This is a genomic window from Fodinicola acaciae (assembly GCF_010993745.1).
Lineage (GTDB): Bacteria > Actinomycetota > Actinomycetes > Mycobacteriales > HKI-0501 > Fodinicola > Fodinicola acaciae.
Genome location: NZ_WOTN01000004.1, coordinates 404,363 through 420,126, shown reverse-complemented (window position 1 = coordinate 420,126; position 15,764 = coordinate 404,363). Strand labels below are relative to the sequence as shown.

At 66.6% G+C, this 15,764-nt stretch carries 14 protein-coding genes; 10 read left to right on the top strand and 4 right to left on the bottom strand.

Annotation, left to right across the window (positions count from 1 at the left end; all coding sequences use genetic code 11):
• Positions 1 to 300 precede the first annotated feature (300 nt).
• Positions 301 to 729, bottom strand: coding sequence for a hypothetical protein (locus tag GNX95_RS37355; protein WP_163512510.1), 429 nt, complete (start codon positions 727 to 729; stop codon positions 301 to 303).
• A gap of 250 nt (positions 730 to 979) precedes the next feature.
• Between GNX95_RS37355 and GNX95_RS37350 the strand changes: the two genes are divergently transcribed.
• Positions 980 to 3,001: a S53 family peptidase gene (locus GNX95_RS37350; protein ID WP_163512509.1), complete on the top strand. Its 2,022-nt coding sequence runs from the start codon at positions 980 to 982 to the stop codon at positions 2,999 to 3,001.
• Between the two features lie 54 nt (positions 3,002 to 3,055).
• Here GNX95_RS37350 and GNX95_RS37345 read toward each other — a convergent pair whose 3' ends face one another.
• From GNX95_RS37345 to GNX95_RS37335, 3 genes are all read right to left on the bottom strand, one after another.
• The gene (locus GNX95_RS37345; RefSeq protein WP_163512508.1) at positions 3,056 to 3,808 is read right to left on the bottom strand and encodes an SDR family NAD(P)-dependent oxidoreductase; all 753 of its coding nucleotides are present in this window, start codon (positions 3,806 to 3,808) and stop codon (positions 3,056 to 3,058) included.
• On the bottom strand, positions 3,805 to 5,100 hold the full coding sequence (locus GNX95_RS37340) for an enolase C-terminal domain-like protein (protein WP_163512507.1): 1,296 nt from the start codon (positions 5,098 to 5,100) through the stop codon (positions 3,805 to 3,807). Before GNX95_RS37340 ends, GNX95_RS37345 begins: the two co-directional genes overlap by 4 nt.
• 79 nt (positions 5,101 to 5,179) lie before the next feature.
• Entirely contained in the window at positions 5,180 to 5,872 is a 693-nt protein-coding gene (locus GNX95_RS37335; RefSeq protein WP_163512506.1) for a GntR family transcriptional regulator, read from the bottom strand.
• Between the two features lie 55 nt (positions 5,873 to 5,927).
• Between GNX95_RS37335 and GNX95_RS37330 the strand changes: the two genes are divergently transcribed.
• The 9 genes from GNX95_RS37330 to GNX95_RS37290 all read left to right on the top strand — a co-directional run bounded on the left by GNX95_RS37330 (position 5,928) and on the right by GNX95_RS37290 (position 15,702).
• Entirely contained in the window at positions 5,928 to 6,911 is a 984-nt protein-coding gene (locus GNX95_RS37330; RefSeq protein ID WP_163512505.1) for an aldo/keto reductase, read from the top strand.
• Between the two features lie 65 nt (positions 6,912 to 6,976).
• Positions 6,977 to 8,017, top strand: a complete 1,041-nt coding sequence (locus tag GNX95_RS37325) for a sugar ABC transporter substrate-binding protein (protein WP_163512504.1) — start codon at positions 6,977 to 6,979, stop codon at positions 8,015 to 8,017.
• The gene (locus GNX95_RS37320) at positions 8,002 to 9,516 is read left to right on the top strand and encodes a sugar ABC transporter ATP-binding protein (protein WP_163512503.1); all 1,515 of its coding nucleotides are present in this window, start codon (positions 8,002 to 8,004) and stop codon (positions 9,514 to 9,516) included. The genes GNX95_RS37325 and GNX95_RS37320 overlap by 16 nt, the downstream gene beginning before the upstream one ends.
• On the top strand, positions 9,500 to 10,489 hold the full coding sequence (locus GNX95_RS37315; RefSeq protein ID WP_222854239.1) for an ABC transporter permease: 990 nt from the start codon (positions 9,500 to 9,502) through the stop codon (positions 10,487 to 10,489). The genes GNX95_RS37320 and GNX95_RS37315 overlap by 17 nt, the downstream gene beginning before the upstream one ends.
• The gene (locus GNX95_RS37310; protein WP_163512502.1) at positions 10,489 to 11,331 is read left to right on the top strand and encodes an amidohydrolase family protein; all 843 of its coding nucleotides are present in this window, start codon (positions 10,489 to 10,491) and stop codon (positions 11,329 to 11,331) included. Before GNX95_RS37315 ends, GNX95_RS37310 begins: the two co-directional genes overlap by 1 nt.
• A 143-nt stretch (positions 11,332 to 11,474) precedes the next feature.
• Positions 11,475 to 12,548: a glycoside hydrolase family 172 protein gene (locus GNX95_RS37305; RefSeq protein ID WP_246281905.1), complete on the top strand. Its 1,074-nt coding sequence runs from the start codon at positions 11,475 to 11,477 to the stop codon at positions 12,546 to 12,548.
• Positions 12,549 to 12,564: 16 nt separating this feature from the next.
• Complete coding sequence (locus GNX95_RS37300; RefSeq protein ID WP_163512501.1) at positions 12,565 to 13,908, top strand: ABC transporter substrate-binding protein; 1,344 nt, start codon at positions 12,565 to 12,567, stop codon at positions 13,906 to 13,908.
• Positions 13,905 to 14,855, top strand: coding sequence for a carbohydrate ABC transporter permease (locus tag GNX95_RS37295; RefSeq protein WP_163512500.1), 951 nt, complete (start codon positions 13,905 to 13,907; stop codon positions 14,853 to 14,855). Before GNX95_RS37300 ends, GNX95_RS37295 begins: the two co-directional genes overlap by 4 nt.
• Complete coding sequence (locus tag GNX95_RS37290) at positions 14,845 to 15,702, top strand: carbohydrate ABC transporter permease (protein WP_163512499.1); 858 nt, start codon at positions 14,845 to 14,847, stop codon at positions 15,700 to 15,702. Before GNX95_RS37295 ends, GNX95_RS37290 begins: the two co-directional genes overlap by 11 nt.
• The last annotated feature ends 62 nt before the right edge of the window (positions 15,703 to 15,764 follow it).

Here is a 15,764-nt window from a genome sequence, read left to right as displayed (position 1 = left end):
TGCCTTGTCGTCCCGAATCCGTCCGGCGATCTCCGGCCGGTCGGCGACGGCGGCTGCCAGGTGTGGCCGCAGGACACCGGCCATCTCGTCGTCCCAGAGGTCCGGTTTGTCGATCGTCTCGGCGTCGGCGAGGCGTTCCAGCGTTACGGTCGGTCGCTGGTGAGTCCGGACTGGCGCCTTCACCGGGAAACATCAACCCGTGCTGAGTGAACGCGAGCTGAATGGTGCCGTTGGTCCGTGTCCAACCGGCGACCGTACCCGGATAGGAGACCTTGAGAGGCGCTGGCGTTGTCTCCGCGGTCACCAGCACCGGCCCCACATCCGGACCACCAAGCATCGCCGAGAGGTGTTGCGCGAACCTGTCCGCCGCGTCGATGGTTGCCGACCGCGCGGTGCCGAGGCGATCCTCGTCGACTGCGTCGGCCGGAAGATCCAGCTGCCAGGCCGGCCAAGGGTGGCTGATCTGGACACTTGTGGACCACGCGTTGACGGCGCCTCCGCCGGGGAGGTCGAAGTCGATGGTGACAGTGCCGTTTGGCATTTCGGTGTCGGGAGGACGGGTTGCCAGCCGGTGGCGGCTTGTACGCGCTTGCCGTAGTCGCGGCCGAGCAGCGAGTCGTTCACCGGCAGCCAGAACACCGACCAGTCCTCGACCGCGGCCAGGTCGCGTACGACCGCGTCGAACAGTGCGAGGTCCGCTTTTTCGGCGTTGGCGTACTCATCGATCACTCCCCGTCAGAATATGTCGCAGATGTCATCATGCCCGGTCCGGCGCAACGTGAAAAGTCAGTCGAAGTTTGCTCATTAATACTTTACTAACCCGGTCCACCTTGTCCCAATTCACCGTGATTCACCGCGACAGCAAGGCAAAATTCCCGCTCGTCCGGGAGAATTATTTGCATTTTGCTTGCGGCCGGCGATCGCAGGGGAGAAAGTCTCTGCGACACCTGTGAAACTGGCGGAAGGGGCTTACCACCGTATGCGTCAACACCACCTGATCGCCGCCGCGGCGGCCGGGGCCGCGGTGGCGCTGGTCGCGCCGTTCGGCACCACGGCCGGATTCGCGGCACCAAACAACGGCCGTGCGGCCGTACGTGACGCGCAGCCCGACTGGGTGCGGCACAGCACGCCGACCGGCGCAGCCAACCCCAGCCAGCAGGTGACCGTCAAGCTCTACCTGGCCGGCCAGAACACCGCCGGCCTGGCCTCCGCGGTACGCGCGGTGAGCGACCCGGCCAGCCCGCGCTACCGGCATTTCCTGACGCCAGACCAATATCGCGCGCAGTACGCGCCGAGCGACGGCGCCGTCGCCGCCGTGCGGCAGTTCCTCGACGCCAACGGCCTGAAGGTCAGCCAGATCCCCGACAACCGCCTGTACGTCGCAGCGACCGGCACCGTCGACGCGGTGCAGAAGGCCTTCCAGACCTCGGTCAAGAACTACGCCAAGGACGGCCGTACGGTCCGCGCCGCCGCCTCGCAGACGACCGTGCCGGCCAGCCTGGCCAAGATCGTCACCGCGGTGTCCGGCATCGCCAGCGTCGGCAACACCATGAAGGCCGACCACACCGTCGACCCGGTGACGACCGCGCAGTCGCGTGCGGCCAAGGCCACCAGCAAGGCGAGCCCGGACGCGCCGCCGCCGGCCGCGTTCGTGCCGGCGCCGCCGTGCTCGGACTACTTCGCGCAGAAGCCGGGGACCGGCCTGCCGGCCGCCAACGGCAAGGTGCCGCCGTACGTGACGTGCGGCTACACGCCGGCGCAGCTGCAGGGTGCGTACGGTCTCAACCGCGCGGTCAAGGCCGGCTTCGACGGTCGCGGTGTCTCGGTCGCGATCATCGACGCGTACGCGGCGCCGACGATCCTGGCCGACGCCAACCGCTACGCCACCGACCACGGCCAGCCGGCCTTCCGGAAGGGCCAGTTCAAGCAGGTCCTGCCGGCGGCCTTCCGGTATGGCTACGACGACAAGGTCAACGGCGACCAGTGCGGTGAGCAGGGCTGGTACGGCGAGGAGACCCTCGACGTCGAGGCCGTGCACGCGGTCGCACCGGGTGCCAACGTCACGTACGTCGCCGGCGCGAGCTGCGACGACGGCGACCTGCTCGACGCCCTGAACAAGGTCGTCGACAAGAAGCTCGCCAACATCGTCTCCAACTCGTGGGGAAGCACCGGCGAGGGCGAGGACCCGGATCTGCTGCAGGGTTACCAGCAGGTGTTCTTCCAGGGCGCCCTGGAGGGGATCGGCTTCTACTTCTCCAGCGGCGACGCCGGTGACAACTCCACGGTCAACCAGGACGGCAAGCCGAGCGTCAACTTCCCGGCCACCGACCCGCTGGTGACCGCGGTCGGCGGCACCTCGCTCGCGGTCGACAAGAACAACGGCTATGGCGGCGAGACCGGCTGGTCGACCTTCTCCAGCACGCTCAAGGACGGCAAGTGGGGCCCGATCCCCGGCAGCTTCTCCGGTGGCGGCGGCGGTGGCACGAGCCAGCTCTTCGACCAGCCGTGGTACCAGCAGAAGGTCGTGCCGGCGTCCATCGCCAAGCGCTATGGCAAGCCGGCTCGCTCGATCCCGGACATCTCCGCGGTCGGCGACGCCAACACCGGCTTCCGGGTCGGTGAGACGCAGACCTTCCCCGACGGCTCGGTGAAATACGCCGAATACCGGATCGGTGGCACCAGCCTCTCGGCGCCACTGACCGCCGGCATCATCGCGCTGGCCGACCAGATTTCCGGTCGCCCGCACGGGTTCGTCAACCCGGCGATCTACGCGCTGGCCGGCAGTGCGGCGTTGCACGACGTACGCGCCGACCTGTCCGTGCCGTCGGTGGCGCGGGTCAACTTCAACAACAACGTCGACGCCAGCGCCGGCACGACGACGGTGCTGCGCACTTTCAACGTGAAGACCAGCATCTGGGTCCGGCCCGGCTATGACGACGTGACCGGTGTGGGTACGCCGAACGGCGAGGCCTTCCTGGCCACGCTCGGCTACGTCCACTAGCCCAAAAGACGGAACGCCCCTTCCCGTGCCGCACGGGAAGGGGCGTTCCGTTTTTCAGCTTCGGGGACGCAGGCGCAGGCCAAACATGCCGCCGTCGACGTTGAGCAGCGTGCCGGTGGTGGAGCCGGAAAGCGGCGACGCCAGATAGCAGATCGCGTGCGCGACCTCGTCGGCACTCACCAGCCGGCCCATCGGCTGGCGCGCTTCCAGCGCGGCTCGCTCGGCGGCCGGGTCGGGAGCGCTGTCCAGCAGCCGGCCGACCCACGGTGTGTCGGCGGTGCCGGGAGCAACCGCGTTCACGCGTACGCCGTCATAAACCGCGTCGGCGGCCATCGCCATCATCAGCGCGTGCAGCGCACCCTTGGTCGCGCTGTAGAGAGCGCGCTGCGGAATGCCAGCCACAGCGGCAATGGACGACGTGACGACCACGGAAGCGCGGTCGGAGGACCGCAAAGCAGGCAGCGCGGCGCGGATCGTACGCGCGACGCCGAAAACATTGACATCGAAGACGCGCAGCCATTCCTCGTCGGAGTTGTCCTCGACCGTCCCCTGCGCGCCGACGCCGGCATTGGCCACCACGACATCCAGCCGCCCAAACCGCGCCACGGCGGCGTCGACGGCCGCGCGTACGGCCGCGTCATCGGTGACATCGCAGGAAATTCCGACCAGCGGCGCCGGTACGTCGTCGGCTTTCACGTCCAGGCAGGCGACCTGAGCCCCACGGCTGGCCAACAACGTCGCCGCGGCCAGGCCGATGCCGGAAGCTCCACCGGTGACAATCGCCGCAGTGCCGTCGAAATCGGTCACGAGCTCCTCCATTCGGGTCCGTCCGGAAAACTGAACCGCGCCACCGACTCCGGATGCATCTCGGCACCGATGCCGGGGCTGTCCGGCGCCACGTACGCGCCGCCGCTGATCCGCGCCGGCACCTGGAAATGGTCGTGCAGGTGGTCGGCCCACTCCAGCGGCCGCCCGGCGTGCGTGCCGGACACTGCCACGTAGTCGAACATCGCCAGGTGCTGGACCAGCTCGGAAAGGCCGACGCCGCCGGCGTGCGGACACACCGGCGTACCAAATTTGGCCGCCAACAGCAAAATCGCCAGGTTTTCGTTGACGCCACCGACTCGGCACGCGTCGATCTGTACGACGTCGAGCGCCGAAGCCTGCAGGAGTTGCTTGAAAACAACGCGATTCTGTACGTGCTCACCGGTCGCGACCGGGATCGGCGACACGCCACGGCGGATCGCCGCGTGGCCGAGGACGTCGTCCGGTGAGGTTGGCTCCTCGATCCAGGCCGGCCGGAAGTCGCGCAGCTCGTTCATCCAGGCGATCGCCTCGGCCACGTCCCAGCGCTGGTTGGCATCGGTGGCCACACCGATGTCGTCGCCGACCACCTCGCGCGCCAACGCCATCCGGCGCTTGTCGTCGTCGAGGTTGTCGCCGACTTTCAGCTTGATCTGGCCGAAACCGGCCTCGACCGCCTGTTGCGCCAGCCGGGCCAGCTTCTCGTCGGAATAGCCGAGCCAACCCGGGGTGGTCGTGTACGCCGGATGTCCCTTGGCGCGTAACAAAGTCTCGCGTTCGGAGCGGCCGGCCTGCTGTGCGGTGAGCAGGTCGATCGCCTGGTCGCGGGTGAGAGCGTCGGTGAGATAACGGAAATCCACCAGGTCGACCAGCTCGTACGGCGTCAGGTCGGAAAGATATTTCCACAGTGGCTTGCCGGCCCTGCGGGTTGCCAGGTCCCAGACCGCGTTCACGACACAGCCGATCGCCATGTGCATGACGCCTTTTTCCGGGCCCAGCCAGCGAAGCTGCGAGTCGTAGACCAGCTCCCGATAGAAACCGCCGAGATCGCCGCAAAGGTCGTCGACGTCCCGGCCGACAATGTACGGCGCCAATGACCGTACGGCCGCGGCCACCACGTCGTTGCCGCGGCCGATGGTGAACACCATGCTGTACGCGACCGGACCGTCCGCGGTGTGCAGCGTCAGGTATGCGGCGGAATAGTCCGGATCCGGGTTCATCGCATCCGAGCCGTCCAGCTCCTTGGACGTCGGAAACCGTACGTCGGAGACGGTGATGGCATTTATCCGCGGCATGGCAGGTCCCCTCGAGAGCCGGCTTTACTCAGGACCCTAGCAAACCGCTCGGATTTCCTATAGGAAACTTCCTGTGACGCTATTCGCCGTCGGTGGTCGCCACCACGAGCCGGCGCAGCGCCTTCTCCAGGTGGCGCCGCATGGCCTTCTCGGCCGCTTCCGGCCGGCCGCCGGCGATCGCCTTCACCACCGCGCGGTGCTCGGCGACCGCCTGCGAGCCGATGCCGCTGGAGTAATAGAGCCGGAAGGTGTGCAGGTGGCAGTGGGTGCGCTCCAGGGCGAGCCGCAGCGGCTCGTTGCCGGACAGCCGCGCGACCAGGTCGTGGAAGCGGGTGTCGTGCAGGGTCAGCGACTTGAACGTCTCGTAGTCGCCACCCTCCGGCACGTGTGCGCCGGTCTCCATCTCCTCCTGCAGCGCCGCCGAGCCGGCGTCGTCGATTCGTGCGGCCGCCTGCGCCGCGGCCCACGGCTCGATCAGCAGCCGGAAGTCATAGAGCGCGGTCAGCTCCTCGGTGGTCAGCAGTGGCGTCGAGCGATAGCCGCGCAGCGGCTGCTTCACCACGAGTCCGTCGGACTCCAGCCGCGCCAGCGCTTCGCGCAGCGGTGTCGGCGAGACCTGCAGATCGCGCGCCAGGCCGTCGATGGACATCCGCGCGCCAGGCTCGACGACATGGTCCATGATCAGCGCTTTCACCGACTCGTACACGTCGTCGGAGAGCACGTTGCGCTGCGGCAACCGCACCGCGGGCCGATCCACCGGGACGGATGCCATGACCGACCCCCTTCTGAAAAGATCCAGCCTATTCGATGTAGGAAATGAGATCAGCATGACCTATCTCGCCAGCGAGCGCCGCAACCTTGGCCACAGCGGCGTTTCGGTGACCGCTCTGGGCCTCGGCTGTGCCGCGCTCGGCGGCCTTTACAGTCATGTCGCCGACGACGAGGCTCGTGCGGTCGTCTCCACCGCATTGTCCGCCGGCATCGGCTATCTGGACACCGCACCTCAGTACGGTCATGGAGTGTCCGAACGGCGGCTCGGGGTCGCGCTGGCCGGCATCGACCGCGGATCGTACGTGCTGTCCACGAAAGCCGGCCGGCTGGTGCATCCGCGCGAAGGCGGCTCCAAAGGCATCTTCGCCGACGCGGAGCCGGCCGACCTGGAGTTCGACTTCTCCGCCGACGGCATCTCGCGCTCCCTGGAGGAGAGCCTGGCGCGGCTTGGCCTCGACCGGGTCGACATCGTCTACCTTCACGATCCGGACGACCACGAGGAGGAGGCGCTGACCAGCGCGTACGCGCGCGTGCACGAGCTGCGCGAGCAGGGGGTCGTCGGCGCGATCGGGGTCGGCATGAACCAGTCGCGGATTCCGACGCGGTTCGTCCGCGAGACCGATATCGACGCTGTCCTGCTGGCCGGTCGCTGGACGCTGCTGGACCAAAGCGGTGCCGCCGACCTGCTGCCGGCCTGCGTCGAGCGCGGCGTCAGCGTGGTGATCGGCGGTGTCTTCAACTCCGGCGTGCTCGCCGATCCGGAAGGCCAGGCGCTCTACAACTACGGGGTGGCTCCGCGGCCGATCGTGGACAAAGCCCTGAAGATGCGCGATGTCTGCGCGCGCCATCGTGTATCGCTAAAAGCTGCCGCATTGCGGTTTGCCGCCTCTCATCCGGCAGTGGCGACGATATTGCTCGGTGCGCGCAGTGCGGCCGAGGTGATCGATGGTGTCGAAATGTACGGTCAGGAGGTGCCGGCGGAGCTGTGGAGCGAGCTGGTCGCCGAGGGTTTGCTCGACGAAACCCACAAGCCGTCTTGACAGGTCCAGCGGCCAACCAGAAAGATGAAGCGACCCTATAGGATCTTCGGTTAGGTGAGGTCTCGATGAAGCGATCGCGGGTCGTCACCCTTCTCGCCGTGACGGCGTTGGCCTTGACCGGTTGTGGCGGCGTGTCCGGAGCCGGTGGCGCGAAGATCGGCGTCGACTTCCCGCGATCGGACTCCGACTTCTGGAACTCATACAACACTTTCGTGCCGGCGAAGGCATCCAGCCTCGGCGTGACACTGTTGCCGCCGACCAACTCCAACAACGACATCGGCACGCTGGTCGCCAACGTGCAGTCGCTGGTCACTCGCGGCGCCAAGGCGATCGTGATGGCACCGCAGGACACCGGCGCGATCAAGTCCACTTTGGACCAGCTGGACACCAAGAAGATCCCGGTCGTCTCGGTGGACACCCGGCCGGACGCCGGCAAGGTCTTCATGGTCGTACGCGCCGACAACAAGGCATACGGCGAAAAGGCCTGCAGCTATCTCGGCGAGAAGCTGCACGGAGCCGGAAACGTCGTGGAGTTCCAGGGGGATCTGGCCTCCATCAACGGCCGTGACCGGTCGGAGGCCTTCGCCAGCTGCATGAAGGCCAAATATCCGAAGATCGTGGTGCACGCGGTGCCGACCGAGTGGAAGGCCGACAAGGCCTCCGCCGGCCTGCAGACCGTGTTGAGCCAGACCAACAACAACATCCAGGGCATCTACATGCAGGCCGGCGGTGTCTTCCTCGCACCGACGATCGCTTTGCTCAAACAGAAAGGCCTGCTGAAGAAGGCCGGCACGCCTGGCCACATCCAGATCGTCTCCAACGACGGCATCAAACAGGAGCTGACCGGCATCCAGAGCGGCGACATCGACGCCACCGTCTCGCAACCGGCCGACACGTACGCGTATTACGGCCTGTTCTATGCGAAAGCCGCGCTTGCCGGCAAGACTTTCAAGCCCGGGCCGACCGATCACGGCTCGACCATCATCCAGCTGCCCAACGGCCTGGAAGACCAGCTGCCGGCGCCGCTGGTGACCGTGAAGCCGGAGAAGATCGGCGCCTACCAGTCGGTCGCCGCGACGGACAAGAGCCTGTGGGCCAACCAATAATCGCCGAGGCGCGCGGTCTCACCAAGCGCTTCGGTACGACGGTCGCGCTGGACGACGTGTCGATGTCCATCGCGACCGGCGAGACGCATGCCCTGGTCGGCCGCAACGGAGCCGGCAAGTCCACGCTGGTCTCGCTGCTCACCGGCCTGACCGGTGCGGACGCCGGATCCGTGCTGTTCAACGGAGAACCGGCGCCGAGCCTGACCGACCGGGACGGCTGGCGGCGCCGGGTCGCCTGCGTCTATCAGCACTCGACCATCATCAACACGCTCAGCGTGGCGGAAAACCTGTTTCTCAACAGGCAAAGTGGCCACGGCCCGATTTCCTGGCCGCGGCTGCGAAAACGTGCCGCCGAGCTGCTCGAGTCGTACGACGTGGACGTCAAGCCAGGCCAGCTGGCCGCGGATCTGACCGTGGAACAACGGCAGATGGTCGAGGTCGCTCGCGCGCTCAGCCACGGCGCGCGCTTTGTCATCATGGACGAGCCGACCGCGCAGCTGGACGGCGCCGGCATCGCGCGGCTCTTCGGCAAGATCCGCGGCCTGCAGGAACGCGGCGTGACCTTCTGCTACATCTCGCATCACCTGGAGGAGATTTACCAGCTGTGCCAACGCGTGACCGTGTTGCGCGATGCCAGGCACGTCATCACCGCGCCGGTCGACGAGCTGGACACCGACGCGTTGGTCGCCGCGATGACCGGTCCGGACGCGTCGCGTGCCGGTCACCTGCGTGGTGAGCGTACGGCCGTAACGGCAAGGAAAACCGGCGCGAAGGCGCTGGCCGTCCGAAACCTGAGCCTGACCGGCTCGTACGCGGACGTGTCTTTCGACGTCGCGCCAGGCGAAATCGTCGGCATCGCCGGCGCGGCCGGCAGCGGTGCCGTCCAGCTGGCCGAAACGCTGGCCGGCATGCGGGCGCCGACCGGCGGTTCCGTTGAAGCCGCCGGAAAACGCGTACGTCCCGGCAGCGTGCCGGCCGCGTTGAAGGCCGGCATCGGCTTCGTGCCGGAGGACAGGCGTGCGACCGGCTTCGTGCCAGGCATGTCGGTGGCCGAAAACGTGACGATGACGATCTGGGACCGGCTCGGCTCGGCCGGGTTCGTCTCGCCGAAAGCGCGTGCGGAGCATGCGCGGCAGGCCATCGAGTCGCTGGACATCAAGACGCCGTCGGTCGGCCTGCCGCTGACCGGTCTTTCCGGCGGCAACCAACAGAAAGTCGTGATGGCGCGGGCGCTGGCCAGCGAGCCCGAGGTGCTCGTGCTGATCGGGCCGACGGCCGGGGTGGACGTACGCGCAAAGGAGACTCTGCTCGCCGCGGTCGACGACGCGGCAGCCGCTGGGAAAGCGGCCGTGATCGTTTCCGACGAGCTGGACGACCTGCGCGGCTGCGACCGGGTGCTGGTGATGTTCGCCGGCCGGGTCACCGACGAGCGTGCACGCGGTTGGCAGGACGCCGACCTGGTGGCCGGGATGGAGGGGGTCAGTGACGTCATTGGCTAAACAGGCGCCGGTCCGCGGGGCGACCAACTCGCTGTTGGTCAGCCGGTTGCGCGACCTGGCACTGCTGCCGGCCATTCTCGTGCTGATGATCGTCGGCGTCCTCGTGTCGCCATCGACCTTTCTGACACCGGAAAACCTGATCAACGTCCTCCAGCAGCAGACCGAGCTTTCGTTGCTCGTACTGGCCGAAGCGCTCGTGCTGATCGCCGGCCGGTTCGACCTGTCGCTGGAGTCGACCATCGGCCTCGCACCAGCGCTTGGCCTGCTGGTGGCGACCTATCTCGGACTGCCGGGCATCTGGACCATTCCGATCTGCCTGTTGGTCGGCGTGCTGGTCGGACTGCTCAACGGTCTCCTGGTCGTACGCGGTGGCCTCAACGCGTTCATCGTGACGCTTGGCATGCTGATCGTGCTGCGTGGTGGCGTCATCGGTTTCACTGGCGGCAAAAGCCTTTTCAACGCTCCGCCGGAGTTTTTCTATCTCGGCTCGGCGAGCTGGCTCTGGATGCCCGCGTCGATCTGGATCTGCGCGGTCATCTTCGCCATCGGCATGATCACGCTCGGATTCTTCCGCGGCGGACGCTCTTTGTACGCCGTCGGCGGAAACGTCGACGCCGCTCGTGCGGCCGGCATCCGCGCCGACCGCGTGCTGCTCGGCGCGTTCGTCGTCGCGAGTTTCCTTGCCGCACTTGCCGGTCTGATGCTCGCCGGCCGGCTCGGCTCGGTCGCCGCCAACCAGGGCTCCGGGATGATCTTCACCGTGTTCGCGGCGGCGGTCATCGGCGGCATCAGCCTCGACGGCGGCCGTGGCACCCTTTTCGGCGCGCTGTGCGGCGTGATCGTCCTCGGCCTGATCCAGAACATCCTGGTGCTCGCCGGTGTCTCCGCGCAGTGGAACCAGGCCATCTACGGCGTCATCATCCTGATCGCGCTCGTCCTCGCACGACTGACGAGTGGAAAGTCGCAGAACTGATGACGGTGGACGCGCATCACCACCTGTGGGACCTGGACGTACGCGACCAGGACTGGATCACCGGTGAGGCGATGGCGCCGATCCGGCGGAGTTTCACCGTCGACGATCTTCGGCCGCTGGCCGAGGCGGCGGGTGTCGACACGACGGTCGTCGTACAGACCGTCACGGTCGCCGAGGAGACGCCGGAGCTGCTGGCCATCGCCGAGAACGAGCCGCTCATCGGCGCTGTGACCGGTTGGGTCGACCTGACCGGCGAATCGGTCGCCGAGCGCCTCGCCGAGCTGCGAGCGGGCCGCGGAGGCGGCTTTCTGCGCGGCATCCGGCACCAGGTGCAGGGTGAACCCGATCCGCGCTGGCTGTGCCGCGACGACGTACGCCGCGGCCTGCGCGCGGTCGGCGACGCCGGCCTGGTGTACGAGCTGCTGACGCTGCCGCACCAGCTCGAAGCCGCCATCGAGACGGCGACCGAGCTGGCCGACGTGCCGTTCGTCCTCGACCACTGCTCCAAGCCGCCGGTCGCGGCAGGTGAGCTGGAGCCGTGGACGACGCTGGTACGCCGCCTGGCGGCCTGCCACAACGTCACCTGCAAGCTGTCCGGCCTGGTCACCGAGGCCGACTGGTCGCGGTGGACGGTCGACGACCTCCGGCCGTACGCGCAGACCGTCCTGGACGCCTTCGGACCCGACCGGGTGATGGTCGGCTCCGACTGGCCGGTCTGCACGCTGGCCGGCTCGTACGAGCGCGTCCTCGACACCGCGCGCGACCTGCTGTCCGGCCTCACTCCAGGCGAGCGCGAAGCGGTGTCGGATACCACCGCCAGACGTGTCTACCGGCTCGGCTGACAGCGTTGCCAGAATACATTTCTGGTGATAACCGGACAGCTCGATAGCCAGTTCAGGCGCCGGCTTGACGTGGGTCACAAGCCGGACTTAAGGTCACGAGAAATCGTTTACTCGCTCACCCTCGGTTAACAAGGAATCACACCGTGACAGCAGGTTTCGGGCTCGGTCAACTCTCCCTCCGCAGCACGGCGCAGACCAGATCCATCTCGGCGGAAAACGTCAGCGGCGAAAAGGGCCGCGGCGCGATGGCCGAGGACGGCACCGGCGCGTACGCGGCCGGAAACCTCGGCCGTGGCTGGAAAGTCTCGCCGAGCGTGAAAATCGCCGCCGGCGACACGTACACCATCGCCGACATCACCGGCAGCGGCATCATCCAGCACATCTGGATGACGACGCATTACCACGCCTGGCGCAAGACTTTGCTGCGGTTCTACTGGGAAAACGACAGCCAGCCGGCGGTCGAAGTGCCGCTGGGCGACTTTTTCTGCAACGGCTGGGGACAGTTCAGCCAGGTGAGCTCGCTGCCGGTCGCGGTCAACCCGAACGGCGGCTTCAACAGCTACTGGGAAATGCCGTTTCGGCGGGCCGCGAAAATCACCCTGGAAAACCTCGGTGACGAAGATGTGGTGCTCTACTACCAGGTCGACTACAGCGTGACCGAGGTGGCCGAGGAAGCCAGCTATTTCCACGCGCAATGGCGGCGCAGCAACCCGTTGCCATACCAGGAGGTGCACACCGTCCTGGACGGTGTCAGAGGTGCCGGCCATTACGTCGGGACCTACCTCGCCTGGGGCGTCAACAACTCCGGCTGGTGGGGCGAAGGCGAGATCAAGTTCTTCCTGGACGGCGACCAGGAGTTTCCGACCATCTGCGGCACCGGCACCGAGGACTACTTCGGCGGCGCCTGGAACTTCGACGTGCCGGAGCAGGGTTACACGGCGTTCACGACACCGTTCCTCGGCCTCAACCAGGTGCTCCGGCCGGACGGCCTCTATCGCAGCCAGCAGCGTTTTGGCATGTATCGCTGGCACATCCCGGATCCGATCCGGTTCACCGAGGACGTACGCGTGACGATCCAGGCGCTCGGCTGGCGCGGCCAGAGCGGTCGCTATCTGCCGCTGCAGGACGACATCGCCTCGACCGCCTTCTGGTATCTGGACACCCCCGCCGGCCAGAACCCGGCGACCCCGCACCGCGATCACATCGAGGTTATCTAAAAGCAGGAGGCAGAAAATGGCGACCGGCATCTCTCGCCGCAGCCTGCTCAAGGCCGGCGCCACCGCGGTCGGTGCCGCGGCCGTCGGCGCGACCGCGCTGGCCGGCTGCGGAAAGTCCGCGGCGACCAGCTCGGAGCCGCTGCAGTTCTGGAACTTCTACACCCCCAACCCACTGCGTACGCCGACCTCGATCGCCCAGGGCGGCTGGTTCGACACCTACATCGCCGACTGGAACAAGAAGAACAAGCAGCAGGTGCAGGCGGTGTTCATCCCCAACTACACCAACACCAACAAGCTGCAAACGGCGTTCGCGGCGGGCAGCGGACCGGACATCTTCCTGATCAGTCCGGGCGATTTCCTGCGCTATCTCAACGGCGGCGTGCTGATGGACCTCACGCCGTTCATGACCAAGGAAGCGATCGCCGACTATCTGCCCGGTGCGTTGGACACCAGGATGGCCGACGGCAAGGTGTACGCGCTGCCGATGGAGCAGGAGCCGCTGGCGATCTACTACAGCGAGAAGGTTTTCGAGCAGGCGCACCTGTCCGAGGCCGACCTGCCCAAGACCTGGGAAGATCTGCTGGAGCTGGCCAAGAAACTGCAGACGCCATCGCGCTACGGCATGGTTTTCGAGCCGGTGCAGGGTTACTACCAGAACTTCACCTGGTATCCGTGGATGTGGCAGGGTGGCGGTGACGCGGTCGGGCCCAACGGCCAGTCGGTTTTCGACTCCAAGGCGGCGATCCAGGCGCTGCAGCTGTTCCAGGACGGCGTCAACAGAGGCGTCTCGCCGCGGACACCGGTGGCCGCCGGCGACCTGCCGGCCGGCCTGGACAAGGGCCAGGCGGCGATGTGGCAGAGCGGCATCTGGAACGTCTCGGACTTTCGCCTGCGGCTGCCGAAAACCAAATACGGCATCTTCCGGTTGCCGACCCCGCCGGGCGGCCGTTACGCGACCATCGCCGGCGGTTGGGCCTTCTGCGCCAACAAGAACGGCCGCAACCCGGAGGCGGCCGCGAAGTTCTGCGTGGAGGCGGTCGGCTCGATGAGCCCCGACTCGGTCAAGCGGGTCGCCGACTGGTGCACGGTCGCGAAAAGCGATATCTCGCCGCGAAAGTCGGCGCTGGACCTCGGCACCGCCCGGGGCGGCTACAGCTCGCCGGTCATGAAGAAGTTCAAGGACGACATCTATCCCGGCACCCGCGGTGAGCCGCGCTATCCGCCGGTGATCTACAAGGCGATCTCCGACGCCATCCAGAACACCATGCTGGCCGGCCACAAGGCGGCCGACGAAGCCGAGATCGCGGCAGCGTCCATCGACGCGTACCTCAAGTCGTACGAGGGGGCGAAAATCCTGTGACCACAAGCGTAGCCCCGCACGTTTCGCGTACCAAGACCGTCGCGACGCAGGGAAAACCCGGCCTCAGCCGGAAACAGCGGGAAGGCTGGGCGGCCGCGCTGTTCCTGGCGCCGGACGTGATCGGCCTGACCGTCTTCGTCGGCATCCCGATGATCCTGTCCTTCGTGCTCAGCCTGTTCCAGGTGAGCGGCTTCGGCCAGTACGACTTCGTCGGCTTCGGCAACTACCAGCGGATCTTCGCCGACCCGGTGTTCATGTCCAGCCTGCGTACGACGCTCATCTACGTTTTCGTGCTGGTGCCCGGCGGTTTTGTGGTCAGCCTGCTGCTTGCCTTGCTGGTCAAGCAAAAACTGCCCGGTGTCGGTTTCTTCCGTACGGCCTACTTCCTGCCGTTCTCGATCAGCATCGTGGTCGTGGCGCTGATCTGGCGCTTCATGCTCGACGAGCAGGTCGGTGTGGTGAACCAGTTTCTCGGCTGGTTCGGCATTCCGCCGCAGGCCTGGCTCGGCAACCCCAACCTGGCGCTGGGCACCGCGATCGCGGTGACCATCTGGGTCCAGATGGGTTACTACATGGTGATCCTGCTCGGCGGCCTGCAGGACATCCCGCTGGAATACTACGAAGCGGCGCGGATCGACGGCGCCAGCGCGTGGTCCAACTTCCGGCACATCACCTGGCCGCTGCTCAAGCCGACCAGCTTCTTCGTATTGCTCACCTCGACGGTGGCCGCGCTGACCGGCGCCTTCGACATGATCTACGTGCTCACCAAAGGTGGCCCGGCCAACAGCACCAACGTGCTGATCTTCTACATCTACCAACAGGCCTTCCAGTACGGCGAATACGGTTACGCCGCCGCGATCGGCACTTTCCTGGTGGTCATCATGCTCATCTGCTCGACCGCGATCTTCCTGACCACCCGAGGCGGGAGGTTCAGCTATGGCGACTGAGACATTGGTGCGTACGCGCCGAAAGATGCGTCCGGCCACGGTCGCTCAGTTCGTCGTGGCCGTGCTGGTCGCGATCTTCGCGCTGTTTCCGTTGCTCTGGCTGTTCACCGGCGGCTTCAAGACCCAGACCGAGGCGAGCACCGGCGCGTTCTGGCCGGCGCATCCGACCCTGGACAACTTCGTCTTCATCTTCACGCAGGTGCCGTTCCTGCGTTACATGCTCAACAGTTTCTTCGTGTCGGCGATCGTCACCGTCGTCGCGCTGTTGTTCCACTCGATGGCCGCGTACGCGCTGGCACGGCTGCGTTTTCGGGGCAGGGACACGGTTTTCGTCCTGGTCTTCTCGACCCTGCTGGTGACCGCGCCGGTGATCCTGATCCCGCTGTTCGTGATCGTCCGCGAGCTGCACATGCTCAACAACTACGCCGGCCTGATCGTGCCGGCGCTGTTCAACGCCTTCGGCATCTTCCTGCTCCGCCAGTACTACATCACCATTCCGAAGGAGCTGGAGGAAGCGGCCATCGTGGACGGCTGCGGTCACTGGCGGGTCTACTGGCACCTGATCCTGCCGCTGTCCCGGCCGATCCTGGCCTCGCTGACCGTCTTCTTCTTCCTGGCCAACTGGAACGCGTTCATCTGGCCGCTGATCGTGATCGCCGACGACAAGCTGTTCACCGTGCAGGTCGGCCTGCAGCTGCTGCAGGACCAGGTCACCGTCGGTGGCGGCGCCAACTGGTCCTACCTGCTGGCCGGCTCCACGCTGACCGCGCTGCCGACGATGATCATGTTCTTCATCCTGCAGCGCCGGCTGGTCGAGTCGATCAAGACCTCCGGCCTGAAGAGCTGACCACGGCCGGTTCGGGCCACTGACCCATTCAGGCCTGTTGCGGGACAACTCGGTTTTGTCCC

Coding starts and splice junctions, on each gene's coding strand:
- GNX95_RS37350 (WP_163512509.1), top strand. CDS start 980: ATGCGTCAACACCACCTGATCGCCGCCGCGGCGGCCGGGGCCGCGGTG.
- GNX95_RS37340 (WP_163512507.1), bottom strand. CDS start 5,100: ATGCCGCGGATAAATGCCATCACCGTCTCCGACGTACGGTTTCCGACG.
- GNX95_RS37335 (WP_163512506.1), bottom strand. CDS start 5,872: ATGGCATCCGTCCCGGTGGATCGGCCCGCGGTGCGGTTGCCGCAGCGC.
- GNX95_RS37330 (WP_163512505.1), top strand. CDS start 5,928: ATGACCTATCTCGCCAGCGAGCGCCGCAACCTTGGCCACAGCGGCGTT.
- GNX95_RS37325 (WP_163512504.1), top strand. CDS start 6,977: ATGAAGCGATCGCGGGTCGTCACCCTTCTCGCCGTGACGGCGTTGGCC.
- GNX95_RS37310 (WP_163512502.1), top strand. CDS start 10,489: ATGACGGTGGACGCGCATCACCACCTGTGGGACCTGGACGTACGCGAC.
- GNX95_RS37300 (WP_163512501.1), top strand. CDS start 12,565: ATGGCGACCGGCATCTCTCGCCGCAGCCTGCTCAAGGCCGGCGCCACC.
- GNX95_RS37290 (WP_163512499.1), top strand. CDS start 14,845: ATGGCGACTGAGACATTGGTGCGTACGCGCCGAAAGATGCGTCCGGCC.